The sequence below is a fragment of the Methanocella sp. genome (assembly GCF_035506375.1).
Lineage (GTDB): Archaea > Halobacteriota > Methanocellia > Methanocellales > Methanocellaceae > Methanocella.
Window position 1 is genome coordinate 26,348 of record NZ_DATJPM010000064.1, and the last position, 24,348, is coordinate 50,695.

24 protein-coding genes and 1 pseudogene are annotated in these 24,348 nt (G+C 53.9%); 11 read left to right on the forward strand and 14 right to left on the reverse strand.

Translation table 11 applies throughout. The features are described 5' to 3' along the window. Positions 1–104: 104 nt before the first annotated feature. The 3 genes from VMC84_RS08545 to VMC84_RS08555 all read right to left on the reverse strand — a co-directional run bounded on the left by VMC84_RS08545 (position 105) and on the right by VMC84_RS08555 (position 2,721). On the reverse strand, positions 105–395 hold the full coding sequence (locus VMC84_RS08545) for a hypothetical protein (RefSeq protein WP_325379633.1): 291 nt from the start codon (positions 393–395) through the stop codon (positions 105–107). Between the two features lie 353 nt (positions 396–748). After that, positions 749–1,642, reverse strand: a complete 894-nt coding sequence (locus VMC84_RS08550; RefSeq protein WP_325379635.1) for a hypothetical protein — start codon at positions 1,640–1,642, stop codon at positions 749–751. 149 nt (positions 1,643–1,791) lie between these two features. Then, positions 1,792–2,721: a YncE family protein gene (locus VMC84_RS08555; protein ID WP_325379637.1), complete on the reverse strand. Its 930-nt coding sequence runs from the start codon at positions 2,719–2,721 to the stop codon at positions 1,792–1,794. Between the two features lie 1,024 nt (positions 2,722–3,745). On the opposite strand from VMC84_RS08555, the gene VMC84_RS08560 reads away from it, so the two are divergent. Next, positions 3,746–6,121 carry a PAS domain S-box protein gene (locus tag VMC84_RS08560; RefSeq protein ID WP_325379638.1) on the forward strand — a complete coding sequence of 792 codons (2,376 nt, stop codon included), beginning with the start codon at positions 3,746–3,748 and terminating at the stop codon, positions 6,119–6,121. Between the two features lie 175 nt (positions 6,122–6,296). On the opposite strand, the gene ligD (VMC84_RS08565) is transcribed toward VMC84_RS08560, so the two are convergent. The 5 genes from ligD (VMC84_RS08565) to VMC84_RS08585 form a co-directional block, all read right to left on the reverse strand. Continuing rightward, entirely contained in the window at positions 6,297–7,178 is an 882-nt protein-coding gene (gene ligD, locus VMC84_RS08565; RefSeq protein WP_325379640.1) for a non-homologous end-joining DNA ligase, read from the reverse strand. Further along, entirely contained in the window at positions 7,175–8,182 is a 1,008-nt protein-coding gene (gene ligD, locus VMC84_RS08570; RefSeq protein ID WP_325379642.1) for a non-homologous end-joining DNA ligase, read from the reverse strand. Before ligD (VMC84_RS08570) ends, ligD (VMC84_RS08565) begins: the two co-directional genes overlap by 4 nt. Before the next feature lies 1 nt (position 8,183). Then, positions 8,184–8,777 carry a DNA polymerase ligase N-terminal domain-containing protein gene (locus VMC84_RS08575; RefSeq protein WP_325379644.1) on the reverse strand — a complete coding sequence of 198 codons (594 nt, stop codon included), beginning with the start codon at positions 8,775–8,777 and terminating at the stop codon, positions 8,184–8,186. A 166-nt stretch (positions 8,778–8,943) separates the two neighbouring features. Continuing rightward, a complete protein-coding gene (locus tag VMC84_RS08580) occupies positions 8,944–9,195 on the reverse strand; it encodes a DUF3006 domain-containing protein (protein ID WP_325379646.1) in 252 nt (83 codons plus the stop codon). After that, complete coding sequence (locus VMC84_RS08585; protein ID WP_325379648.1) at positions 9,192–10,142, reverse strand: MBL fold metallo-hydrolase; 951 nt, start codon at positions 10,140–10,142, stop codon at positions 9,192–9,194. Before VMC84_RS08585 ends, VMC84_RS08580 begins: the two co-directional genes overlap by 4 nt. A gap of 292 nt (positions 10,143–10,434) precedes the next feature. On the opposite strand from VMC84_RS08585, the gene kaiC reads away from it, so the two are divergent. The 3 genes from kaiC to VMC84_RS08600 are packed head-to-tail and all read left to right on the forward strand — an operon-like array spanning position 10,435 to position 14,109. After that, positions 10,435–12,135, forward strand: a complete 1,701-nt coding sequence (kaiC, locus tag VMC84_RS08590; protein WP_325379650.1) for a circadian clock protein KaiC — start codon at positions 10,435–10,437, stop codon at positions 12,133–12,135. Between the two features lie 16 nt (positions 12,136–12,151). After that, entirely contained in the window at positions 12,152–12,478 is a 327-nt protein-coding gene (locus tag VMC84_RS08595) for a circadian clock KaiB family protein (protein WP_325379652.1), read from the forward strand. A gap of 44 nt (positions 12,479–12,522) precedes the next feature. Then, the gene (locus tag VMC84_RS08600) at positions 12,523–14,109 is read left to right on the forward strand and encodes a response regulator (protein ID WP_325379654.1); all 1,587 of its coding nucleotides are present in this window, start codon (positions 12,523–12,525) and stop codon (positions 14,107–14,109) included. Positions 14,110–14,140: 31 nt separating this feature from the next. Here VMC84_RS08600 and VMC84_RS08605 read toward each other — a convergent pair whose 3' ends face one another. From VMC84_RS08605 to VMC84_RS13800, 5 genes and pseudogenes are all read right to left on the reverse strand, one after another. After that, positions 14,141–14,578 carry a circadian clock KaiB family protein gene (locus VMC84_RS08605; protein ID WP_325379656.1) on the reverse strand — a complete coding sequence of 146 codons (438 nt, stop codon included), beginning with the start codon at positions 14,576–14,578 and terminating at the stop codon, positions 14,141–14,143. Between the two features lie 156 nt (positions 14,579–14,734). Further along, the gene (locus tag VMC84_RS08610; RefSeq protein WP_325379658.1) at positions 14,735–15,223 is read right to left on the reverse strand and encodes a transcription elongation factor Spt5; all 489 of its coding nucleotides are present in this window, start codon (positions 15,221–15,223) and stop codon (positions 14,735–14,737) included. Between the two features lie 14 nt (positions 15,224–15,237). Next, positions 15,238–15,450, reverse strand: coding sequence for a protein translocase SEC61 complex subunit gamma (locus VMC84_RS08615; RefSeq protein ID WP_325379660.1), 213 nt, complete (start codon positions 15,448–15,450; stop codon positions 15,238–15,240). A gap of 63 nt (positions 15,451–15,513) precedes the next feature. Continuing rightward, positions 15,514–16,587 (reverse strand): cell division protein FtsZ, encoded by a 1,074-nt coding sequence (gene ftsZ, locus VMC84_RS13795; protein ID WP_349256762.1) that lies wholly within the window; start codon positions 16,585–16,587, stop codon positions 15,514–15,516. Positions 16,588–17,343: 756 nt separating this feature from the next. After that, positions 17,344–18,120 (reverse strand): annotated as a pseudogene (locus tag VMC84_RS13800) (D-aminoacyl-tRNA deacylase); the annotation flags it as partial. A gap of 98 nt (positions 18,121–18,218) precedes the next feature. Here VMC84_RS13800 and VMC84_RS08625 point away from each other — a divergent pair. The 3 genes from VMC84_RS08625 to VMC84_RS08635 all read left to right on the forward strand — a co-directional run bounded on the left by VMC84_RS08625 (position 18,219) and on the right by VMC84_RS08635 (position 20,469). Further along, the gene (locus VMC84_RS08625; protein WP_325379664.1) at positions 18,219–18,926 is read left to right on the forward strand and encodes a PIG-L deacetylase family protein; all 708 of its coding nucleotides are present in this window, start codon (positions 18,219–18,221) and stop codon (positions 18,924–18,926) included. Positions 18,927–18,960: 34 nt separating this feature from the next. Then, positions 18,961–19,629 carry a hypothetical protein gene (locus VMC84_RS08630; protein WP_325379666.1) on the forward strand — a complete coding sequence of 223 codons (669 nt, stop codon included), beginning with the start codon at positions 18,961–18,963 and terminating at the stop codon, positions 19,627–19,629. 90 nt (positions 19,630–19,719) lie between these two features. Then, positions 19,720–20,469 (forward strand): CDGSH iron-sulfur domain-containing protein, encoded by a 750-nt coding sequence (locus tag VMC84_RS08635; protein WP_325379668.1) that lies wholly within the window; start codon positions 19,720–19,722, stop codon positions 20,467–20,469. Positions 20,470–20,474: 5 nt separating this feature from the next. Here VMC84_RS08635 and VMC84_RS08640 read toward each other — a convergent pair whose 3' ends face one another. Beyond that, positions 20,475–21,020, reverse strand: coding sequence for a hypothetical protein (locus VMC84_RS08640; RefSeq protein ID WP_325379670.1), 546 nt, complete (start codon positions 21,018–21,020; stop codon positions 20,475–20,477). Between the two features lie 146 nt (positions 21,021–21,166). On the opposite strand from VMC84_RS08640, the gene VMC84_RS08645 reads away from it, so the two are divergent. The 4 genes from VMC84_RS08645 (at position 21,167) to VMC84_RS08660 (ending at position 23,710) form a co-directional block, all read left to right on the forward strand. Continuing rightward, positions 21,167–21,625, forward strand: a complete 459-nt coding sequence (locus tag VMC84_RS08645) for a hypothetical protein (RefSeq protein ID WP_325379672.1) — start codon at positions 21,167–21,169, stop codon at positions 21,623–21,625. A gap of 102 nt (positions 21,626–21,727) precedes the next feature. Then, positions 21,728–22,687 carry a ribose 1,5-bisphosphate isomerase gene (locus VMC84_RS08650; protein WP_325379674.1) on the forward strand — a complete coding sequence of 320 codons (960 nt, stop codon included), beginning with the start codon at positions 21,728–21,730 and terminating at the stop codon, positions 22,685–22,687. Beyond that, a complete protein-coding gene (locus VMC84_RS08655; RefSeq protein ID WP_325379676.1) occupies positions 22,674–22,973 on the forward strand; it encodes a hypothetical protein in 300 nt (99 codons plus the stop codon). The genes VMC84_RS08650 and VMC84_RS08655 overlap by 14 nt, the downstream gene beginning before the upstream one ends. A 323-nt stretch (positions 22,974–23,296) precedes the next feature. Then, complete coding sequence (locus VMC84_RS08660; RefSeq protein WP_325379678.1) at positions 23,297–23,710, forward strand: hypothetical protein; 414 nt, start codon at positions 23,297–23,299, stop codon at positions 23,708–23,710. Positions 23,711–24,348 lie beyond the last annotated feature (638 nt).

The window sequence follows — 24,348 nt, forward strand, 5'->3', positions numbered from 1 at the left end:
TAGAGAACATAATGTTCAAGAAATGAATAAATTAGCAAATATTCGATAAGCCATAATTTTAAAAGTACGTTAATATATAAATAAAAATGTGTTTATGCTCTGGCTCATTTAAAGAAGTAGTGGTAAAAGCCCAGCGACCAGTCGGCAACAGGCTGAGGCAGGCCGCCGGTCGTGTTCAAGTTTACCATGACGGCGCCCAGTCCCGTAAGCAATACAACTGCTATGACGACCAGTACTGCCAGCCCTGCGACGATCTCTACTATCGTACCTATCAGGCCAGGTCCCGTCCTATTTCTCACCGTTATATCCATGCGGTACCGGGGGTTTGGTTGTATATAGGGCTGTTTCTTCCGCGTATTTGCGGAAGGGAGGGGGCTCTTCTTTTGTTTGTCCATAATATGCTCAATTAGCGGCCGCTTATTATATTATATTCATCATAATCTCTATAGTAGTCAATAGTATCCGGGCGAAAGAGAAAAAACGACTTATTATTTGATAGAGCAAATACGGGTAACATCAGCATTATAGAACCGATAGGCCTGTACGGCGGGGTCATGCAGCTTGAAGTCTGGCGTTCGGCCATTCAGGAGTCCTGCTTCCTGGGGCAAAATCGGCAAATATCTTGCACATGAGTAACAGGCATGCCTTCGAAGGCGAGGTCAAGGTCGCTTTCCCGAGATATGGGCCAGGCATGACGGCGTTGACAGGCTTTAAAATGCATGGGGTTTTCTCATCCGTCAGGGAATGTTCACATACCCTTATCGATGGCGCTATCATAGGCCGTCGAGACCTTGTCGCTTCTGAATGAACGGCCCTGCTTCTCTTTATACACGTCATACATGATGTGGTACTGATCGACGCCGTATTGCTCGGCCATCTGGTTCACCAGGTCATAGCTGCGCTGGATAGCCTCGATGCTGTTCTGCATGTCCAGGTCCGCCAGCTCCCGGATATTTTTCTCGTAGATCGGCAGGGACTCCTGTGGTATCAGGAGCCTGTGGTCTTCAGGGGCACCGGGGGCCATTGTCCGGTTCAGCAGACGGCCAAGTATCGGTAAGCGCGGCCCCTGTAAATTATTATTGTCATCGAACAGTTGCAGCGCCACGACCCGGGAAAAAATATACGCGGCTACTTTTGAGAAAGAGATGATGCCACCGGTCACGACGCAGATTGTCATTATAGCCTGGGGTATGATCTTATAGTCGAAGGGCAGAGACGATATTCCTTCGGAACTGATGACGCCCATGTTCAGCAGGCCGTCATAAATTCCAACTCCTGCGACCCCGAGGAGATATCCATAGCAGATGAACAATAGATCGGGGGCATACAGGTATATGGCGATGGCCACGACTCCCGAAATGAGGATGGTGGCCACTTTATTTATGATATAGGCGTTCGCGGCATAGAATGCCCCGAGCCCGGCCAGGATGAAGTCCGGGCTATACCGGCCGCTGAGTAAGTCCACTATATGGCCGGCGTTCAATAGCCAGCCGGCGTCGCCCAGGGTGCTCAGAGAACGTACGCTCGTGCTGCCGCCCGTGAAAATGTCGAAGACGATAAAGGTAAAGGCATCTAGCAGGATCAATGCCACGAGTATGATGAGGCGGTAATCACTTTTCTTTGGCAACTGTCCGTCGGGCATGGTATTACTATTAGATTGTTTGGCGTGGTCCCACTTATAAGCTGTCTATATAATTAATAGAGTACGTTAGATAAATGGTCGGGCATATAGCGGTTTGTATAAATAATTAGAAGGCAGGCAGATACTATATATCCGGATAGCATGCCGGGTCATTGACGACTGATCGCGATTTTCTTAATTTCCCCCGGCCCGATCGTCATTCTCTTCGCGATATTGTCCGTAGCCATATCGATGACAAGGATATCCACGAGATAGCAGACCACGTATAGCATGTTCTCGGCCGGGTCCATGGCCAGTGTCCGGGCCTTGAACTTGGTCTCGATCAGTTTCAAGAGAACACGCGCCTCGAGGTCGACGACCGCAATAGTATTCGAATCGGTCGTCGCGTATAGCTTCTTACCGTCGGGCGTAACCACGATCTCCCCCGGCTTTAGCCGGCGTCCGGTGCCATCTTGAAGCTGGATCGTAGATTCCACATTTAATCCGTTCGCGCGTATCACGAGGATGCCTTCCCGGGCCGTGGACACATAGACCGTGCCACCGTCCGGGCTGATCCCGATGCCACCCGCTGAGCCGTTCAGGCTCAGGGAGCCGTCGATCTTCTTATTGCTCACGTCGATCCTGTAGAGGGCCGACGCCTCCGAATCACCCGCCTTATCCACGATGTATAGGGCACGACAATCGGGCGATACGATGAACATCACGGGATTTCTTGCGGACGGGAGCGTCGAAACGACCTTATTGCTTCCGGGCTCGAGGACAAAGATCGACTTATAGTTCACGAGCGACAGGATCTGGGATATCTCGCTGACGACGAAGAGCCAGGGCGAATCCTGGCAGGTCTCCAGTCGCGTCGGGGCCCGCACGGTTTTGATGGCGTTCGGCACATTGTGCCGCGTATCATACGCGTAGATCGTGTTATTCGCGCTATCGCTGATGAACAGGATATCGGTATGCCTATCCAGGGCAAAATCGTCGAAGTAGCTTTTACCATTGCCGAGCTTGATCCTGTCAAAAAATTTTGTCCGCGGGTTGTATTTTGCGACCTGATCGTTGCTCAGCGTGAAAACTGCGCCCATCGATGACCCTGTAATCGTTAGCCGCGGGGCTTATATAAACATGATATATTTATTTTATTAATCCTATATAGCAGGAGGTTATGGGTTGCGATTTTCAGGAGCGCAGCGCTTTATTAATCAATAATGTTGAAAAGCAGTGGGTCTCCGAGTATTTTACTAGTATCAGGCCCGAGATACGCCATCGCATCGTACGTGAATGGCTATTATACGATCTGCCACGTGCCGTTCGGGAGCAAAAAGCCAATGTCAGTAGTTAAGTGCTTATTGTAGAGGGGCCTGCTTGCTCGCCTTATAATTTCATTCTGGCTTTTAGTCCTCGAAGAGCACTGAGGACACTATTTTCACCACAGGGGGCAGTGGTTCCGTGTTTGTTATGTAGTCGTTTGTCCTTTGTTCGTGTCGTTCGCTGATTTGTCCGGTTTTTCAACACTAAAACACGAAAGACTTTTATATCCCACGTAAGGGGCACGAACCACACTAAAGTAGATGCTTTCACATCAAAACACTAAACAACTTCCCGAATGCGCGAACCTCGCTAAATTAACTTGAAACACTAGAGAAAGCATATTAAATAAAGCATAAGGGTCATGCCGTTCTCGTGGTTCAATCCTTTAGTGTTTTAGTGCCATTGGAGAGGTTGTTTCGTGTTTTAAGCGCCAGGCATGGAACTTAGTGATTTTCGTGCCCCTTACGTGGGATATAAAAATTTTCGTGCTTTCGTGTTGAAAAACCGACGGGCAGTACGAAAGTGGAAAAAGTGGCAAAGGACCACTAAACAAACACGGAACTACTGGACTTTGTGGTGAAAATAGTGTCCTCCGTCACCGTTATGCCTTAAAGAGCAGCAAACCATCATGACACAAACACGGAACTACTAACAGAGATTTTTTCTCGAATTGCATCGTGATACTTGGGCCATGATTTATTATAAAATATTTATATTAAGCCGTATAGGTGTTATTTCAGATATAAATATTAATGCAGAGCGATATATATTAAACCATTTTTTATATGGGACAGTGTCATGACGTCTAAATCCGGATCACAGAAGAAGTCTAAGAGTGCCCGGGGTAGAGATACCGGTGATAAGGATCGGCTAATCTCCGGGCTGAAAGACCGTGTCGCTTTTCTGGAAAACGAGCTCCGGCGAAAGAATGATCTCGATTCTTCGGACACTTCCGAGAGTAATCTGGTGGAGCGGGCGTTACGGGTGAGCGAGAAAAAGGATAGTTATCTCGTCGAACAAGTCAACGACTGGGTATGGGGGATAGACGCAAATGGCCTGTACACCTATGCCGGCCCTCAGGTACGCAAGCTCCTGGGGTATGAACCCGAAGAAATTATCGGGACATCCCCCTTCGACTATATGGCTCCTGAGGAATCGAAGAGGGTCGAAGCGCTATTTAACCCCATTTTTGAGGCACATGAGGAATTCTCCCTTCTCGAGAACAACCTGGTCAAAAAGGATGGAAGTACGGTCACGGTAGAGACGAGCGGCATGCCCGTATTCGACGCTAATGGTGTTTTTACCGGATATCGCGGCATCGACCGGGACATTACCGAGCGCAAGCGGGCAGAGGCGGCGCTGCAGGAGAGCGAAAGGCGATATCGTGGCATCGTCGAGGACCAGACCGAGCTTATCTGCCTTTTCGATGTCAGCGGGAAGATCACTTTCGTGAACGATGCCTATTGCAGATGTTTCGGGAAGAAAAGGGAAGAGCTGGTCGGCCACGAGTTCATGCCCCTGATCGTCGAGGAAGACAGGGAGACCGTTAAAACCTGTATCGCCGGGCTTAGCCTAAAAACCCCAATTGTTACGCTCGAGGAGCGTGTGCATTTACCGGACGGCAGCGTCGGATGGCAGGAGTGGAAGAACCGGATAATTTTCGATGAGCGAGGCGGGATCGCCGGTTACCAGGCCGTCGGAAGAGATATCACGGAGCGTAAGCGGGTCGAAAAAGACCTGAGGCTTACGCAGTTCTCCGTCGACCGGTCGGCGGACATGGCCCTCTGGGTGGCGCCCGACGCCCGCTTCATTTACGCCAACGAGGCTGCATGTAAGGCCTTCGGCTACACCCGGGAAGAATTTCTCTCTCTGAAGGCTTTCGACACTAACCCCTATTTTAACGAGAAGAACTGGGATGAGCACTGGAAAGAAATTAAAGCGCGCGGTTCTTTCACCTTCGAGGCAAGGCTGAGGAAAAAGGATGGCACCTTCTTCCCCGGAGAGATCACCGTGAACTACCTCGTCTATGAAGGCAAGGAGTATAATTGCTCTTATGTCAGGGATACCACGCTGCGCATGCAGGCCGAGGAGGCCGTAAAGTTCACTAATGCATATAATCGAAGCTTGATCGAGGCGAGCCTTGACCCGCTCGTCACCATCTCTCCCGATGGCAAGATCACAGATGTGAACATGGCCACCGAGATGGTGACCGGCATTTCGCGTGATAAGCTCGTGGGCACCGATTTCTTTGATTACTTCACCGATCCGGACATGGCCAGGAAGGGATATAAGAAGGTGTTTGAAGAAGGCTCGATTAAGGACTATCCGCTTGAACTCAGGCATACGGATGGGAGCATTACCCCTGTCCTCTATAATGCTAACGTATATCGCGACGAATCGGGTAAGGTCATCGGGGTGTTCGCGGCCGCTCGCGATATCACCAAACGCAAGCGGGCAGAAGAGTCGCTCATGGAAGCAAAAGCCCAGGCGGAACTCTACGTGGACCTGATGGGCCACGACATCAACAATATGAACCAGATCAGCATGGGCTTCCTCGAGCTGGCCCATAATATTATCGAGATGAATGGCCAGCTAGGCGAGGAGAACATCGTTCTACTGGATAAGGCGATGGATTCATTGAAGAATAGCTCCAGGCTCATCGACAGCGTAAGGAAGTTACAGCGGGAAAGAATGGGCATGTATGAGCCACAGATACTCGATGTTAATCTCGTAATAGAGGATGCCGTGGAACATTTCGATAGGATCCCGGGAAGGGACGTTAATATCATTTATGACCAGAATAAGCACTATCTCGTCAAGGCCAACAGCCTGTTAAAGGACGTGTTCATCAATCTCATCGGCAATGCGATAAAACATTCGAGAGGCCCGCTGGAGATCAACATCCATACTAGCCATGTCATGCATAATGGTAAAGTGTATTGTCGTGTCACTGTGGAGGACGATGGCCCCGGTATCACCGATGAAATGAAGGCGAAATTATTCGACCGGCTCAGCCTGGACACCACGAGGGCCCGGGGCAAGGGCTTCGGCTTATGCCTGATCAAGATGCTCGTGGATGACTACCTTGGCAGATTCTGGGTGGAGGACCGCATCAAGGGCGACTATACCAAAGGTGCCCGGTTCGTGGTCGTTCTACCAGTCATTGAAAAGTGATTATTCGCTTACTTTTTAAGTAAAAGCCCAAAATAAACAGTGCTCCGGGACAATGTACAATTGCCCGTGAACGACGTACCCGGCACCAGATTAAACCTGAATGACGATTATGCCGATGATTCACGATCCTGGCAAAGAAGAACAAGTATTAAAATATTGCATTTTTATTGCTTTTTCACGCCTTTTTAATTTGCGCTGCGTCCTTCGCGATCCCCTTCCAGGCGTTTCCCTGCTTATCCATCCTGGCGAAAATGTTCCTCACGTTATACTCCTGCGAGCTCTTGATATCGTCGAGCTCGTCCCAGGTAATTGGCGTCGCGACGGGCGCCCCATTCTTCGCTCTTACGCCATAGGGCGCCACACCCGTCGCGCCGTAGGAGTTCCGCAGGTAGTCCAGGAAAAGGCGGCCATGGCGCTTCTCTTTTGAAAGTTCGATGGTAAAACGGTCAGGATATTTAGCGGCGAGCTTTTCGCCGAAGCCCCGGGCGAAGGACCTTATAGTATCAAAGTCGGCGCTCCTGTCCAGGGGCACGACGACGTGCAGGCCCCGGGAGCCAGTAGTCATAAGATAAACAGGGTACCCTTCGGCGTCGAGCGCTTCGCGAATGGTCTTTGCCGCAGAGCGTACGGCCTCGAAGTTATTATCGGGCGGGTCCAGGTCGAATATCAGCCTGTCCGGATAGTGTATTTTATCGGCACGGCTCAGAAAGACGTGCGGCGTGATCATCGCCTGGCTCGCAAGGTATACCAGCGTCGCCGCGTTATCACAGACCACCTGGTGCTGGATACCACTATTTCCCAGCTCGAGTATAGCGCGGTGAATCCAGTCAGGAAAATATTCAGAGGCCTCCTTCTGGAAGAAGCCATCTATGCCAATGCCGTCTGGGAAGCGCTGCAGTGTCATGGGCCGACTTTCGACGAGGGGGACCATGTCGTCGGCTATGCGCCGGTAATAATCGACCAGCTCGCCCTTAGTGATCATGTCCCCGGGAAATAGCACCTTTTCGGGGTGCGTGACCTTGATCTCATGGCCTTCGATGTGTAACATATCGATCATTTCGGCACCTCCCGGATGACGTCCCGGGGCGCCTTATCGTAGCGCAGCCCCTCATAGCGAGGCTGCCGGAGCTTTCCCTCCCGGGTCCATTCCTCGAAGGCGATCTGGGCGACCAGCTCCGGCTCAAGCCAGTGGACGTGGTCCCTGAGCCTGACCTCAGCGGAGAACGGCGACGTAGATCGCTCCAGCGGCTTAAAAAGCGACATCAGGTGGCGGAGCGTGGGCTCGTCGAAGCCCGTGCCCACCTTGCCCGCGTACATGAGCTTACCGCCTTTATAATAGCCCAGCAGGAGGGCGCCGAACTCGATGCGCCTGCCACTCGGCTCGGTGTAGCCGCCGATGACCATCTCCTGGTTCTGGACACACTTGAACTTGAGCCACTCGTCCGAGCGGCCATGGACGTATGGGCCGTCCGCCCGCTTGGCAATGAGACCTTCCCAGCCCTTCTCGCAAGCCTCCTTGAGGTAGGCTATGCCGCCGCCGATACGGTCCTCGACGAAGCGGATGGTATCGCCGTACGTGATCGCTTTTTCAAGGATACGCTTTCTTTCGATGAGCGGGACCTGCGTCAGCTCATAGCCTTCGTAGTAGAGAATATCAAAAATATAATAATAGACGATGACGCCTGTCCGGCGCGCTTCCGCCGGGTCCTGCAGGCCCATGCGGGGCTGGAGAAGCTGGAACCGGGTGTTACCATGTTCGTCAAGGGCTACAACCTCCCCGTCGACGATAAAGTCTGCTGAGCGCTCTTTTAGTAGCGCATCGGCGATCTCGGGGAAAGATGCGTTCTCCTCATGGCGGGTACGGGACATGAGCCGTATCTTATCGCCCTTGCAATAGGCGATGCACCTGACCCCGTCCAGCTTCCTTCCGAACGCCCATCCGTGGTCGTCGAACCGCTGGCCCGTGAGCGTCGCGAGCATCGGCTCTTCCCAGTCTGGCTGCTCCGTCTTTACGAGTTTCTTCTTCGCTTCAGGCGGCAGGCTCTCGAGCAGCAGGTCCATCTCATCCCTCTTTTGCGATCTCGTCCAGGCTGCGCCCGGTAAGCGCAGAGTCGGGCTCGGCCTTCTCGATATCCTCGTATGCGCCCTCGCGGGCCTCTTTCATCTTGAAGAACAGCCATCCCCGCTTTTCGAATCCCGTGCGCACGAGCGCGTAGGCGCCCTTGAGCTTCTTTCCCTCCAGCCAGACCTCGAGCTTTCCCTGGTCGTAGGCCTGCTCCATCGTTAACCTGTGTCCCTCGGGCTTCTCTTCCCGGAGGTTCCTGTATGTACCGATATCCCAGACCATAACGGTGCCTCCGCCGTACTGGCCTTCGGGTATTGTGCCCTCGAACGAGGCATAGTCGATCGGGTGGTCATCAGTGGGCATGGCGAGTCTCTTTACTTTCGGGTCCAGCGAGGGGCCTTTCGGTATAGCCCAGGACTTCAGGACGCCGCCCATCTCCAGGCGCAGGTCGTAGTGCAGGTGGCTCGCGTCGTGCTTCTGGATGACGTAGATGGGATGTTGTAACTCTTTATCCTCTCCCCCGGCGGGCTCGGGCGTTTTTTCGAAGTCCCGCTTACTCCTGTAGGGCTCGAGCGATTCTTTCGGGGACATAAAAACTCCAGTTATCTGATATTATGCTCAAAGAAATAAAATCATTTCTTGCATATTCGCGAAATGCTAAATGTCATACATTTGCAATGATAGGGCTAGAGACGTACGTACAACCCTTCGGTTTCTGGCACGAAGCCGAACCATCAAGTGAAAGCCATGCGCACGACTATTTTCCAGATGGCTTTTTAATGATCGAGCTGGTTGTATTTTTCTTCTTCAGCTTCTCAATGAGCCCCGACACCCTCTCTGTTGCCACTTTCGTCGCCTCGATATCTTTGGATATATCAATATCCAGGATGTCGCCTTCCCCTGACCCGCCCGGCAGCATGCACACAGGCAGCTCGAACTCGATGCTCTCGTCCGCCCTCAACAGCAGCACGGCCCACCCGTCCTCCATCCTATCGATCGTAGCCTTCATGTGGCGCACCTCATCGCGCCATACGACGGCGAACATGATAATACCTTAGCCGATGTCATCTCATACTCCGGCGTGACCGTGAAGGCCGTACCATTGGACCTCACGACAATGTTGCCGTTCTGATCGGTGCGGTATACCGCCGAGCCCTTCTGCGCCAGCAGGGAAAGCTCGGCCTTGCTCGGGTGGCCGTACTTATTCGGACCGACCTCGATCACGCTTACCACCGGGGATACTGCCGATATGAAGGCCCAGTATGCCGAGTACTGGCTGCCGTGGTGGGGGACTTTGTATACGTCGCTTTTCAGGTCATAGCCGGAGGATAGTATCTGCATCTCTTCCGGTATCCCGGCGTCGCCCATGAGCAGGAAGGAGACGTTATGGTGTATGACCTTCAGCACGATCGAGTTCTCGTTGACCCCGCCATCGTTCTTCGAGGCCGGAGGCGCCAGCACCTCGACCTTCACGTCGGGCCCAAGCTGGAACGTCTGGCCGGCTTCGGCAACCGTATATGGTATGTTCTTCCGGTCGATCAGCGTAAGGTAATCCTCATAGGTCTTTGTCGTATACGGCATGCCGCTGTCCAGCACTTCCTTCACGGGGATCTCCCGGAGCACGGAGAGCAAGCCGCCGATGTGGTCGGCATGAGGATGCGTGGCCACGAGGACATCGATGGAAGTGATGCCCTGGCTTTTCAAGTAGGACACTAGCTTCGGCCCTTCTACTTGCCGGCCGCCGTCGACGAGCATGCTCTTATCGCCGGCCTTGACCAGGATGGAGTCGCCCTGGCCCACGTCGATGAAGTGCACCTCGACCGGAGCGGCCTTCGATATTCCCGCCTGGCTGTGGCCGCCGAAAAGGGCAAAGTAGCCGATGACCGTGATAGCGAAAATTAGGAAGATCCCGATAGCAATGTCTACTGTCTTCAACCGGCGGCCGTATTCGGACAAATCATTACACCGCTCTACAGGTCAATTTTAATTTATTTAAATCATTTAAGGCATGAATGACGCGCGATGGGTCGTCGGGGCAAATTTTACGCAGGTATGGCGCTCTGGATAGGTACTAAAAGTTAAATTTATTTATTATGGCTAATAAAACATTGACATAAGACTTAGCCGCTTAAATTTATTATAACATTCGTTCGATATGGATAAATAATATAAAGACGTTAACCTAATTCTAAGTTTAGACGATATTAAAACAAATACTCTGATCATTATATTTTTGGACGTGATATAAATGGCGAAGGAAAAGGGTGTCCCGAAAATAGTCGAGTTACCGAAAGTCCCTACAGGGATAAACGGATTTGACGATATCACCTATGGAGGGCTGCCAAAAGGCCGGCCGACGCTGGTCGCGGGCGGGGCAGGCAGCGGTAAGACCATGTTCGCCATGGAATTTATCGCGCATGGGGCTATGCAATTTGGCGAGCCGGGGGTTTACGTCACCTTCGAAGAGAACGTTACCGACCTGAAAAAGAACTTTGCCTCGCTTGGCTTTGACCTTGAAAAGATGATGGAGGAAAAGAAGATCGCCATCGACCACGTCTTCGTGGAGCGAAGCCAGATCGAAGAGACGGGCGAATACAACCTGGAAGCTCTTTTCATTCGGCTGGGATATGCGATCGACTCCATCGGCGCAAAGCGCGTCGCGCTGGACACCATCGAGGTCCTGTTCGCTGGCTTGAGAAACGACGCCATCGTCCGCTCGGAACTATTACGCCTATTCCGCTGGATGAAAGACCGGGGCATCACTGCGGTCGTTACGGGAGAAAGAGGGGAGAAGACTTTAACGCGCTATGGTCTGGAGGAGTACATCGCCGATTGCGTGATCCTGCTGGATAACCGCGTGATGAACGAGCTTGCGACGCGGCGGCTCCGAATCATAAAATACCGCGGCAGCACGCATGGTATCGACGAGTACCCGTTCCTTATTGGAAATAAGGGCATAACGATATTCCCGATCACTTCAATTAAGACGGATTATAAGATATCGAGGGAGCGCGTATCGACGGGCATCGCCAGCCTCGACCATATGTTCGGAGGGAAAGGCTACTTCCGTGGAAGCTCCATCCTCGTATCGGGCACCGCCGGCACCGGCAAGAGCAGCTGTGCTGCGTATTTTGTCGACGCGGCCTGTAGGCGGGGCGAAAAATGCCTTTACTTTGCCTTTGAGGAGACCCAGGACCAGATCATCCGGAACATGGGCTCCATCGGCATCGACCTCCAAAAATGGGTGAAAAAGGGGTTATTAAAGTTCCACATCGCCCGGCCGGCCCTCTATGGCCTGGAGATGCACATCGTAATGATGGAGGACGGCATTAAAAAATTCAATCCCGGGAATGTCGTCGTCGACCCGATCACCGACCTGTCGGCCGTCGGGAGCGGAAGAGAGGTCAAGTCGATGCTCACCCGGCTTAACGACCTGATGAAGGGTCACAGCATCACCGTATTCTTCACCGACCTGATCCGGGGCGATGTTCGACCGGAACATCCCGAGACCTTCATCTCGTCAATGATCGACACGTGGATCATTCTCCGGAACTTCGAGTTTAACGGCGAGCGCAACCGGGGCCTGACGATATTGAAATCCCGGGGCATGCGGCACTCCAACCAGATCAAGGAGTTCGTGATCACCAGTGAGGGCATCGACCTGATACAGCCATACGTTGGCTCGTCCGGCGTGCTTATGGGCAGCGCGAAGATATCCCAGGAGGCCAGGGATAACGCGACGATACTCGATGCCCAGCGCGACATTGAGTATGCGCGTATCAAGCTGGCAGAAAAACAAAAGGAGCTTGATGCCAGGATCGCCGCATTAAAGGTGCAGTACAAGGTGGATGAGAACGATCTGGTAAAAAGCCTGAAGCAGAAAGAGCAGGACCTGGAAATTGCGATGAAAGACCGCGAAATAATGTCCCGGGTCCGGCAGGCACAATGATCGAGGACAGAGAACTATGACATCCAGGATAAGCAAAGGAAAAATGATGAAAGATGGCGAAGAGTTCTGGGATTTACGGATATACGTGGCGGGAGAGACCCCGAAAATGCAGGATTCCGTACGGAAACTCCAAAAGATCTGCGATGAGCACCTGAATGGCAGGTACTCTATCGAAGTCATAGACCTCATGAAAAATCCGCAGCTTGCCGCCGGCGAGCAGATACTCGCCATACCCACGGTCATAAGAAAACTTCCGGAGCCGGTCAAGCGATTGATCGGGGACCTGACGATCGAGGAGAAAGTCATTGTCGGGCTTGATATAAAGAAGAAGGGAACAATATAGTGTCGGTACGGATAACTTGTGAGATCATATCCATGATATCGGTTATGCTTGTCGATGACCAGCCCGAGTTCCAGAGGATGGCTAAAAAATTGCTGGAGAGAGACGGAGGCCTGGATGTCACTGCCGTCGGCTCGGCGGAAGAGGCTCTCGAGCTCCTGAACAAAAAAACTTTTGACGTGATCATATCGGACTATGAGATGCAAGGGATGGATGGCATCGAGCTTTTAGAGACCTTGAGGGCACAGGGGAACGATGTGCCCGTTATCATCTATGCCAGCCAGGGAAAGGAGAACGCCATCATCAGGGCCGTGCGTAGCGGCGCCGAGCTCTTCCTGCAAAAGAGCGCAGACCCGAGATCGCAGCTCACGGAGCTCCGGTTCATCGTCGAGGAGATCGCGAAGCGAAAGCGCACCGAGTCCGCGCTGCGCAGGAGAGAGAATGATTTCCACGTGATCGTCGAGAGGAACGCCGATGCCATGCTCGTCCTCGATAATAGAGGGTCCATCCGGTACGCCAACCCGGCGGCCAATATCCTTTTTAACATGAAGGAATCCGAGCTGATCGGCAAGGTGCTCGGTTTCCCCATCATCCTGCAGGATCCCGTGGAGATGTACATCGTAAGGGGCTACCAGGAATTCGTCGCGGCCGAGATGCGCATGGTCGAGGTCGTGTGGGAAGAGGAGCCGTCGTACCTGATATCGTTCCGGGACGTCACGGGGCACGTACAATATGAGGAAGAGCTGGAAGAGAGGGTCCATGAGCGGACGGCAAAGCTTGAAAATACTAACAGGCAATTGCTTAACGAGATCGAGTCGAGGGTAGCCGCCGAGGAAGAGCTCCGGGCCGATATAGAGGAAAGAAGGACGGCGGAAGAGGAACTAAGGCGCGAGATCGAGCAGAGGGAAGCGGTCGAGAAAGCGCTGATCGAGACAAAGTCCCAGGCCGAGCTGTACCTCGACCTGATGGGCCACGACATCAATAACCTGAACCAGATCGGCATCGGGTATCTCGAGCTGGCCATGGAACTGTCTGACGTCGACGAGATCAAGACGCTCATTGAAAAACCCCTGGAAGCAATGAAGAGTGCCTCAGAGATCATCGATAACGTAAGGAAGCTGAAGCAGGCGACCATCGAGCATTCGGAGTCGGCCAATGCGACAAAGATCATTAATATAAACGATATATTACCGGAGATAATAAAGCGATATGCGCAAGTAACCGGCCGGAATATCACGATAAACGTCCAGTCTCCGAAAATATGCCCGGTGAAGGCGAACGACCTGATAAAGGACGTCTTTTCCAACCTGGTCGGCAACTCGGTCAAGCATTCCGACCCCATCAGGCCGCTTATGATAGATATTAATATAAAGCGTATTAAGGAAAAGGGCAAGGAATATTTCCTTTGCACCGTCGAGGACAACGGGCCCGGCATACCAGACTGGGTCAAGGACAGGGTCTTCCAGCGGTTCGAGAAAGGCGCCACAAAGGCAAAGGGTTCGGGGCTCGGCCTTTATCTTGTAAAAAAGCTGGTAGATGGCTACAACGGGGTCATATGGGTAGAAGATAGAATTCCTGGTGTATATAACCAGGGCGCCAAGTTTATCTTTACGCTACCCGTGGCAGAAATGTAAAAAACAGGCTGGTAACGGTTATCTTATCTGGCTAATCATCATTTTTTCTTAGCATTCGCCTCAGGCTGTAGTTCTCTGCCTTTAGCCGCTCGTTTTCCCGCAATAATTTTTCATGTTCGGCGTTCGTATCAAGAGCTTTTTTAGCCTTAACCTTACGGCCGGCTTCTTCATCCGGATCCTTAATATCGAGCGCGATAAGTACCTTCGACCTCGATGCGAGATCGCCGATCAGCGTCCTTACCGGAAAAGGCAGCTCTTTGATGAGCGCCGGCAGGGCAGAGATATTGTTGTCGACCGCCATTTCCGGGTGCTGTGTCAGGTCAATGACCTCGACAACGCAGCGGCCTTTGAGATCCTTCCGGCAAATGTCCTTTAAGTTCGCGATGGTCAGCCTCGACTTTAGCGTATCTCCGGCAACAAAAAGCCGCAGGACCATCGTACCTTCCGGATAGGGCTTCTGTTTGTCCATCTTAGCAGACCTTAAATTTAGTATAATAGGCAGAGTTGTATAAATAATATTTGATATTACGTTGATGATAATTATTTACCGTGTTGAACATGTCGTTTAAAGCCCCGAAGTTATTCAACACAGCATAAAATATTAAAAAAGATATGAGAGACCCTGTTACTTGGTCTCTTCCTTGCTCAGCACGCGCACGATGTCGCCGCGGACCGTAACGGGGATGGGCACCATAGCCTCCGAAAGCTCGACTGTGATCTCTTCCTTGGTCTCATCCACGCGCTTCACGCGGGCACGCTCACCCTTGAACGGGCCGGATATTAATTCCACGATGTCGCCCTCGGATATGCCGGTGACGACGGGCTTTGGCGCCAGGAAATGCTGGACCTCGGCGATCGAGGATGCGCCCTTGACGACCGCTTTGGCGTGAGGGATGTTCTGGATGGCGTGCTCCACGATCTCGTGCATGGGCGACTCGACGAGCACGTAGCCCTTCAGCTCTTCCGGTACGAGGATGGAGCGGATGTCGTAGTTCTCCTTACGCGCCACCATTGCGATGAGGTTAGCCACCGACCGCTCCTGGTTCGCGGTGGTCTTCACAGCGTATACCGACGCCGTCGGCGTCTCTGCCTGCATTTGTTGTTCCTGGGCCATTTTTTACTACCACCTTATTTTAAGAACATAGTAGGTATCGGAACCATGAGCAGGTAGATGATGAACCCGATGATACCGATGAGTATGATGCCTATGCCCGCGACCTTGGAGATCGTCAGGAACTCGTCCATGCTCGGCTTGCGCGTGAGCTTGAGTATCCTGACATACTGCTTGATGGAATCGGTGATGCGTTCCAGCGATATTGAGCCTGCCTTATTCTCTGCCATAGTGAAGCCTCAAAAAAGGACGATGTGAATTAAGATTTTATCAACATTTATAGTTTTCGTTTATCACCCTACGAAATCCAGCCCGAATTTTTGCGTTTTTAATGTCTTTTGGGGATTGAAGACCGGCTGCTGCTCCTCCTGCGGCTTGCCCAGTATCTGGGAGGAGGACACGCCGGTGATGATGACCATCGTACGGATGACGTCGCCCAGGTCGGGGTCGACCGATGCGCCCCAGATCAGCCTTGCCTCCGGGTCGATGGCGTTATAGACCTCTTCGACGACGGCCTCCGCCTCGCCGATGGTCATGTGCGAGCCGCCGGTGACATTGACGATGGCGGCTTTCGCCCCAGAGATGTCCACGTCCAGCAGCGGGCTGAGCAGCGCGTTGCGCACCGAGAGCTCGGCCGCCTTATCGCCCTTGCCCTCGCCCAGGCCGATCATCGCCACGCCGCCGTTCGACATCACGGTCTTTATGTCCGCGAAGTCCAGGTTCACGAGCCCGGCCTTGGTGACCAGCTCGGTAATGCCCTTGACTGCGTGGGTGAGCACCTCGTCCGCCACCTTGAACGCCTGCTGCAGAGGCAGGTTCGGCACGACTTCCAGGAGCTTATCGTTAGGGACGACGATGACCGTGTCTGCCGACTTCCGGAGCTTCTCGAGGCCTTTTTCCGCGTTGTCCTTCCTGACCGCGCCTTCTACCTTAAAGGGCGTCGTAACGACCGCTATCGTGAGAGCGCCGCCCTCCCGGGCGACCTGCGCCACGACGGGCGCCGAGCCGGTGCCGGTGCCGCCGCCCAGCCCGCAGGTGACGAACACCATGTCGGACTGGCTGATTGCGGCTTTAATTTCCGAGAGGCTTTCTTTCGCCGCGCTCTCCCCGACCTCGGGAAGGCTGCCCGCGCCGAATCCCCTCGTTAATTTTTTGCCGATCAGGAATTTTTTATCCGCCTTCGTATGAAGTAAATGCTGCGCGTCGGTGTTCATGGCGAAGAGCTTTGCGCCCACGATGCCCTCGCTGGACATCCGGGCTATGGAGTTCGAGCCTCCCCCGCCGCAGCCGATGACGATGACGTTGGTCTTGAGGCCCTCCATGACGGCCATGATGTCTTCGTCGGTGTCCCCGACTTTTTCCGGCATCGCACCGGGCGCTTCGCCGTCGATAATATCGCTGGCGCGCTCGTCAGTGTCGATTATCTCGCCGTGATCGTCAATTACCTTCGCAGCTCTGCCAGAGCTGAAAATGCTTGGTTCTCCAGGTTCCATTACCCCATCCCCTACTATTGTATTGGTTGAATAATTATTTAATTTTATTCTCTTAACGCTTTCGGAGAAAACCATTTCCGGAGTGACCGTCGTGCCGTTGACGGTGACGGACTCTCCCTTCACGAGGCGGCCATAGGCCGGCCCCTCGGGAACGCCCAGCGCCTTCGCCTTCTCCGCGTCGAAGCGCCGGTCGATGACGTATAATTGCTCTTCCCAGTGGTCGTACTTGACCGTATATTTCTTCTTCAGCGCATCGATACACGCCTGCGTGATCTCCTTTACCGCCTGATCGACGGCCGCACGGTCCATGCCGCCCAGATACTCCGTGAGGGCCCCATTGTGGTCGTAAAAGAGCACGACGCCCTGCTCTTCCGCCACTTTTTGAACGTCGGCGCGGCCGGCCTTCCAGGCCATGGCCAGTAATTCGCCATTGATGGCGCCGGCGATGCCCATCGGGCAGGCGCCACAGGCGCCGGGCTTACAGTCGCCCATGGCGGCGGCAAGGCTCTTTGTAAATTTAATCTTCAGCGGCGGTGTACGTGAATTCGCGATCTCCAGCAGCCGGGGGCAGCGCAGCCAGGGCTTGCTCAGCTCCCGGATCTCCGTTTCCGTACGCATGGTATACCCGAATTTTTGCAGCATGCCGTCCAGCCGGTCCCGCAGCTCCTTCGGGATGGATTTACGATCGACATAGGCTTCGGCCGTTCCCGACTTATCGAAGGCCTGCTTCAGGACGTCCTCGGTCAGCTCCGGCACGGCGTGGTCTGCGATGATATGGCCGAACGCGACGCCGGTCTCCAGCGCGAGCGTCGTCTCCCGGGGCGCGTAATGGTTGCCCCCGATACCCACGAAGACGGGCATTTCGGGCGATTCTTTTATGCCAAGAATAGCTTTAGCGACGATGACGCCGGCGGACTTATCCGACCACTCCTCCATGGTGCTGCCGATCTCCACGTAGACGGACGGCACCTTCAGCGCCGAGGGCCCGTGATGCGTGGCCTCGTAGGAGACTGCGTACGGGGATACGGCACTCTTGAGGCTTTTTAGTAAGGAGACCGCGATATGCGGCGCGGGCACGGCCAGCTCATGGGGGCTTCCGCCGAACTTGCCCTCGCCGATGTTGCCGGTAAAATGAACGGTGAGCGTTTTTCGGTTTTCCATGCTCCGGTGCTTGGACGCAAAAATTATTGCCTCGGGCTTGAAGCCCATGCCGTCCAGCTTCTCGTCCAGGTTGTCCTGGAAGACGTGGTAATCGCCGATCTCGACCATTGTAAAGGCGCCATGCCGGTATACGCGGTAGTCGCCGTCGAAGGCCCGCTCCCAGCGGGCGAGCTCGAGCAGCCGGTCGCGGATGTTGACGCTCGCGGCGTCCGCAGTCGAGACGATGATCGTATATGTGCGCGCCATTGGACGAGAATTACCTTCAGTGGCTAAAAGTTTTGTGCTCTCCGGCGGATTTAAGGTATGCGAAGGCAATAATAAAATAATTTAAATGGAGGAGTAACATGGCGAAGAAGCTTACTGTTCTGGCCATTGGGGCCCACGCAGACCCCTTTGACATGCCGTACCAGTGCGGCGGCACCCTGGCTAAGCTCGCGAAGGCGGGAGACAGGGTAATTTGCGTATCGTCCTGCGACGAGAACCGGGAGGAGGCGACGAAGGTCGCCAAAGTGCTCGGCTGCGAGGCGAGGTTCCTGGACTTGAAGGAGGGTAACATCGAGAACGACAGGCCCACTGTCCACAAGGTCGTGGAGCTTATCCGGGACGTGAAGCCCGATATCGTCATTACGCACCAGCCTACCGATTATAACCCGGACCACCGGAAGCTGTCCCAGGCAGTTCTGGGCGCCTGCCTGCTCTCCCGTGTGGGCGAGGTCAAGACGAAGCACAAGCCCTACAAAGTGCCGTGCCTGTACTATTCGGAGACCTCCAGTGGCGTCAACTCGCACGGCGATATCTACGTCGACATCGAGGACACGCTCGCCACCAAGATAAAGGCGATAAAGGAGCACAAGAGCCTGTCCATGAAGAACGGCGTGGAGCACCTGGGCAGCATGGAGCACCTGGCGGAGCGGGAGGAAGCGACCGCGAAGTTCCGGGGCATGCAGGCGGAGATCGAGGCCGCCGAAGTGTTCGAGCGGGCCGTCAACTATCGGGTCATGCGGGCCTTCAGCACGCTGCCGTTCCCCGACGTGCCAGTGCACAACGAATAAGCATTTAACGTATCAGGCAGAACTAGCGAATACTATGCCAGCGGATACCGACGCATACGTGGGCAGGCTGATCACCTACCTGTCCGGCCAGAACGACTTCGTCTCGGCGGGAGACGTCCTGCGCGACCGGCTTTCGGGCCTGCACTCGGAGGACGAGATCGAGCCCGCCCTTGAGGCCGCCGCCCCCTTCCTCGAGACGAAGGAGGACGATAAAAAAGGCACTATGTACCGGCTCGCCCGGAACTTCGACGGCTACCGGGCCGTGTTCACGGCTGGCCGGAAGTCGGGCATGGACGTCTATAACTTCCTGTACTCGAATTACTCGAACGCTCTGGTGAACGGCGAATTCATCAAGGAGGCGCTGAACCGTATCCTGCAGCTCCCCTATTTCGTGGAGATGGAGGCGAAATACGCTCCGGGTAACCGCCCGGGCGACGCCGTCGTCCTCATGCTCTCCCAGTCCCCGGGGTTCGACGCCCTGGCCGTCATGTTCCGCATCTCGCCCAGCGTTGCGACATATTTACTCTTCCCCGAGGTGCTCTCGAAGTACGAGCTGACCCACCTGAAGGTCACGCTGGACCTGGCCTTCGCCTCGGACATGCTAAAGCGGGTACCGCCGGCGACCAGCGTCGTCATCAAGTACGAGGTCACGGCACAGGGGATGCTGAACCTGGAGACCCGGGGCGGCACCGGCATACCCTGACCGCTAAATCTATTTTTTAATTAGTGACTCAATCGTATTGGCGAGTAATTCTAACAAAGTATATGTTAAAGTCAGTAATTTTTGGATTGTATGATAAAGAACAAGAAGGACCATGTAGCTGACCATACGGCAGGTAAGCCGAAAGAAAAGAAGGCCGGCGGAGTACTGGTATCGAAGAACGGGCCTTACATCGTCACCGGCGGCCTGCCCCTCGAGAAGGAGTACATCGTCGCTGATAGCGAGGGCATTTCCGCCGAATGGAAGAAGGGAAAAGCCTACCCGGAGCAGGAGACCTACGCCCTTTGCCGATGCGGCGGCTCGAAGCATAAGCCGTTCTGCGACGGCACCCACGCGAAGGAAGGCTTCGATGGCACCGAGACGGCTACGAAAAAGAAATATCTCGCCCAGGCCGAGCGCATCGAAGGCCCTGGCTTTACGCTCACCGACGTCCAGGACTTATGCGCGGTATCCCGCTTCTGCCACCAGGCCGGCGGAGTATGGCGCCTCACGGCAGAGTCTGACGATCCGAACGATAAAAAGCTCGCAGCCCACATCGCAGGCCAGTGCTCTTCGGGCAGGCTGGTGATATGGGACAACGAGACCGGCAAGCCCATCGAGCCCAAGTTCGAGCCCTCGATCAGCCTGACCGAGGACCCCGAAAAAGAGTGCAGCGGGCCTCTCTGGGTGAAGGGCGGCGTCCCGGTAGAATCGGAGAACGGCACTAAATACGAGGTCCGGAACCGCGTTACCCTGTGCCGCTGCGGCATGTCGGGTAATAAGCCGTACTGCGACGGCTCGCACATCGGCTGCCACTTCAACGACGGCGACCCCGAGCTATAAGATCACTATTTTTTAAAATTTATAGCCAGGCTTTCCAGCCCTGGCATTATTTCGTCTAGCCGTTTAGCCTCATCCTCTTTTCCTTCCACGCGTGCGTCGCAGGCCTCTTCCATGCGGATGGTCAGCGCCCTGAGCTGCCGGCATTGCTCGAGGCGGGCTTTAGCCTCCGTCGACGGCTTCGAGCCGGGGTCTTCGACCATGGCGACGACGTCTCTCAGGCGCAGGGAAGCGCCGTCGATGCCCTTTGCTGCGGCGTGGAACTCATCTCCTGCGGCTTCCCATACGCACCGTTTATAAAAGTCCAGCCCCGACTTGATGGAGTCCACCGCCGAGTCCAGCACATCGAGCGCGTCCTCCAGCATGGGTCCGGTATAGGAGTCGATAAATTCCTCGTCGCTCATCTCCGCCCGCCCTTTCTCTAAGGGGACGGTCGTCTCCTGCCGGCCAGTCTCATGATCAACACGGTAAGGCTTGCCCATCAGCCATAAAAAGACGTATATGGCTACCAGCGCGAGCAAAGCGAAAAAGATCATGCCGAATGTATCGACCATCGATACACCATAAGGCCCGTCTTTTAAATAATATTTTGGGAGAGGCACATAGCTTCAATCGCAATCGTAGTAATAATAAAATTTATAATATATTAATGCATATATGATTATCGTAGAATATCAATTAATATTGAGGAGGGTAATAGGTGAGGTTTAGAACAATAGTCTTAGCGCTGTTACTGATACCACTTCTGGCGGTATCGGCGGGCGCCGCATATATCGAAGGCCAGGCGCCGCCTGCCGCCGGCGATGGGACGATGCAGATCATGGCCGATGACGGCGGAGTGGTCTCGAGCGGAGCCGTAAGTGATCCAGTCTTATACACGGCGATGAGCGACGGTGCAGTAGCGGACGGCAATCTTGTAATGACACCGACCTGCGGGAACTTCGTGGTACCATCGTGGTGCAGTAACTACTGTCCCCCGTGCTACAGCTGTCCCTCGTGCAACTACTGTCCCCCATGTATCACGTACCCGAGCTGTAATATTCAGCCGCAGCTCTGCTCCATTATACACAGCCCGACCATAGAAAAATCGGTGCCGTCGTACGTGATTAACAATTGGTGTAACCTGGTGTGCCCCTGCTTTAGCACCCCCATAGTATAAACTTAAGCGGGCCTACGGCCCGTTTTCTATTTTTCAAGTGATTGATATTTGTATACCTAGTGATATACAGATAGTGCCGGCATATGCCGGGCAGTGATCGTGATGACCGCGTTGACGGAGACCGCCGATAAGATCAAGAGCATGGAGATCCGGGGGGCCGGGAAGATCGCCCGGGCCGCCGCCGGAGCGCTGAAGGAAGAGGCCCTGTCCATCAGGACAAACGATATAAAAGAATTTAATAAGAGGATGGACGAGGCGTACAACTTATTATATAGCACGAGGCCGACGGCCGTTTCACTGCCCAACGCCCTGCGGGCGGTAATGCGCTATAATGCCGGCACAGTGGCAGAGGCGAGGCAAGCCATCGTCAGCAACGCCGACGCGTTCATCGCAGGCTCCGAGAACGCTGTGAAGCGTATTGGCGAGATCGGCGCCCACCGCATCAAGGACGGCGACACGATCATGACGCACTGTAACTCGTCCGCCGCGTTCTCCATCTTCGAGACCGCATTCAAGCAGGGCAAGAAGATCAACGTCATCGCGACCGAGACCCGGCCCCGCCAGCAGGGCTACGTCACGGTCGACTTCCTCCAGAAGGCGGGCATTCCCACGACGCTCATCCTGGACTCGGCCGTGCGCTACACGATGAAGAAGGTCGACCTGGTCATCGTGGGCGCCGATGCCATTACCGTAAACGGCAGCCTTGTCAATAAGGTGGGCACGTCGCAGGTGGCTTTAGCCGCGAACGAGGCCCGCGTGGGCTTCATCTGTGCCGCCGAGACCTATAAGTTCAGCCCCAGGACGCTGTTCGGCGAGATGGTCGAGATCGAGGAGCGCGACCCGGCGGAGGTCCTTTGCAACGAGCTGCGGATGAAGTGGCCGAATCTCCGCATTTCTAACCCGGCCTTCGACATCACGCCTCACAAGTTTATCGACATGATCATTACCGAGATAGGCGCTATATCGCCCGAGATGGCCTATTGGGTCATAAAGGACAAGCTCGGCTGGGAGCTGGAAGAGACGGCCGAGGCGAATGTCAAGGGGTGCGATGATGAGAATTGACTTTGATAACCTTTTAGAAAACGACACAAAAGGCCTCACCGATCTCGATGAAACGGCCGAGGTATGCTATCCCACGGGATGCGTCGATATGACCAAGAAGGAGCTGCTCGCCAAGATCTCCGAGATCGAGTTCAAGATCACCGGCACCTGGACCGAGGAGTTCCTCGACGTGTTCGAGAAGGAGTACCGGTACATGAAGGCGCCGGAGCTGGCGAAGGTACTGGTGGATAGGCTCACCGAGATCTTCGAATGGGACGAGAGAGCCTACGAAAAATTACTACAATGACGTCCAGATCTCCCTGAACTTTTTATAAAAATTGCCCCTTAACTATCGTTTGCCCGTTATGCCATCTTTGAATGTCCAATACGCAAGGCCGCAGGGCCATGGAGGACTCGCAAAGACTTTTTTAATAATGGAGTCTCCCATAGATCTGCATTCATGCCCTCGCCGCTCAGGTCCAATTTATTTTTCTCTAAAAGCATAACTATGTGTTTATTGCGGCCTCACCGGTCTCAACTGCCCGATAAAAGGCGATAACATATTTATTTCCAGTCTATAAACTAGCTAAACGTAGGGGGAGTCTAATGAGCTATTTCAATAGATTGGTAGTGCTAGCGTTATTCGGATTATTCATCGTGGCCGCCTCTGCGGCCAGTGCGCAGGTCACGCCGCTCGCCGTCGGAGCCGGTAATCTCGGCAACGGGATCACGAACACCTGGTATACGACCTCGGGCGTGGGAGGAGCCGCCACAACGGATTCCTTCGTGAACGATTATGTCGGCCAGACGGCTGTCCAGGGTTGCGGCGGCCCGTTCGGCTGGGGCGGCTGGGGCGGCTGGGGCGGCTGCGGCATAAGCCCGTTCGCGAGCTACGGGCCGTTCTCGACCGGCGTGGGCGGTAACTGGGGCGCCCAGAATTCGGCGGCCACCGGCTCGGCCGGCGCCTCGAGCTTCGGCCTCCAGCCTATCGGCGTCGTGTTCGGCGTGCCCGTCGCGGGACCAGGCGGCTACCTGTATACCTAGAATAGCGCAGTGCTACTCGACACAGGGGATAACATCCCCTTTTACTATTTTTATAAGGCTCTCCTGCAAAGTTACATGAAGACTGTTCAGCCTCAAAGTAACTCGAAGCTAGCTCTAAGTTCTCTAAGAATTTTAAAAAAATCGTTGGTGCGGCATGGTGTAAACTTGGTGCCGCTTGGTGGTATAATATAAAATTGGTGCCGCCTGGTGTAAGCTTAGTGGGGGTCGAAAATCGTGCTAACAAGCGGCACCAAGGTTACACCAGGCGGCACGGAATTTTATTTAATCACCAGGCGGCACCAACTATTTTAGAATATCTAATAATGTCTTAGAGCCAATTCAGGCCCGCTTTGAGACACTTTGTGACTAAAACAGTCTTAGAGTAATATGTCTTTTTTAAAGAGATTTGCTGTGTTGAATTACTCCCGTATTTTAAGATTTTTAAGAGACGGAGGGCACTATTTTCACCACAGAGGCACGAAGAGCACGGAGGCTCACAAAGTTTTCTTTTTAAATTAAGTTACAAAGTACACAAAGCCGGTTCATTGGCGATCAGGGCACGAAGGATACAAAGACACAGTGGAATGGACAAGAGCACTTTTTGCCCCTGTGCCTTCTTATCCTTTGTATCTTAGAAG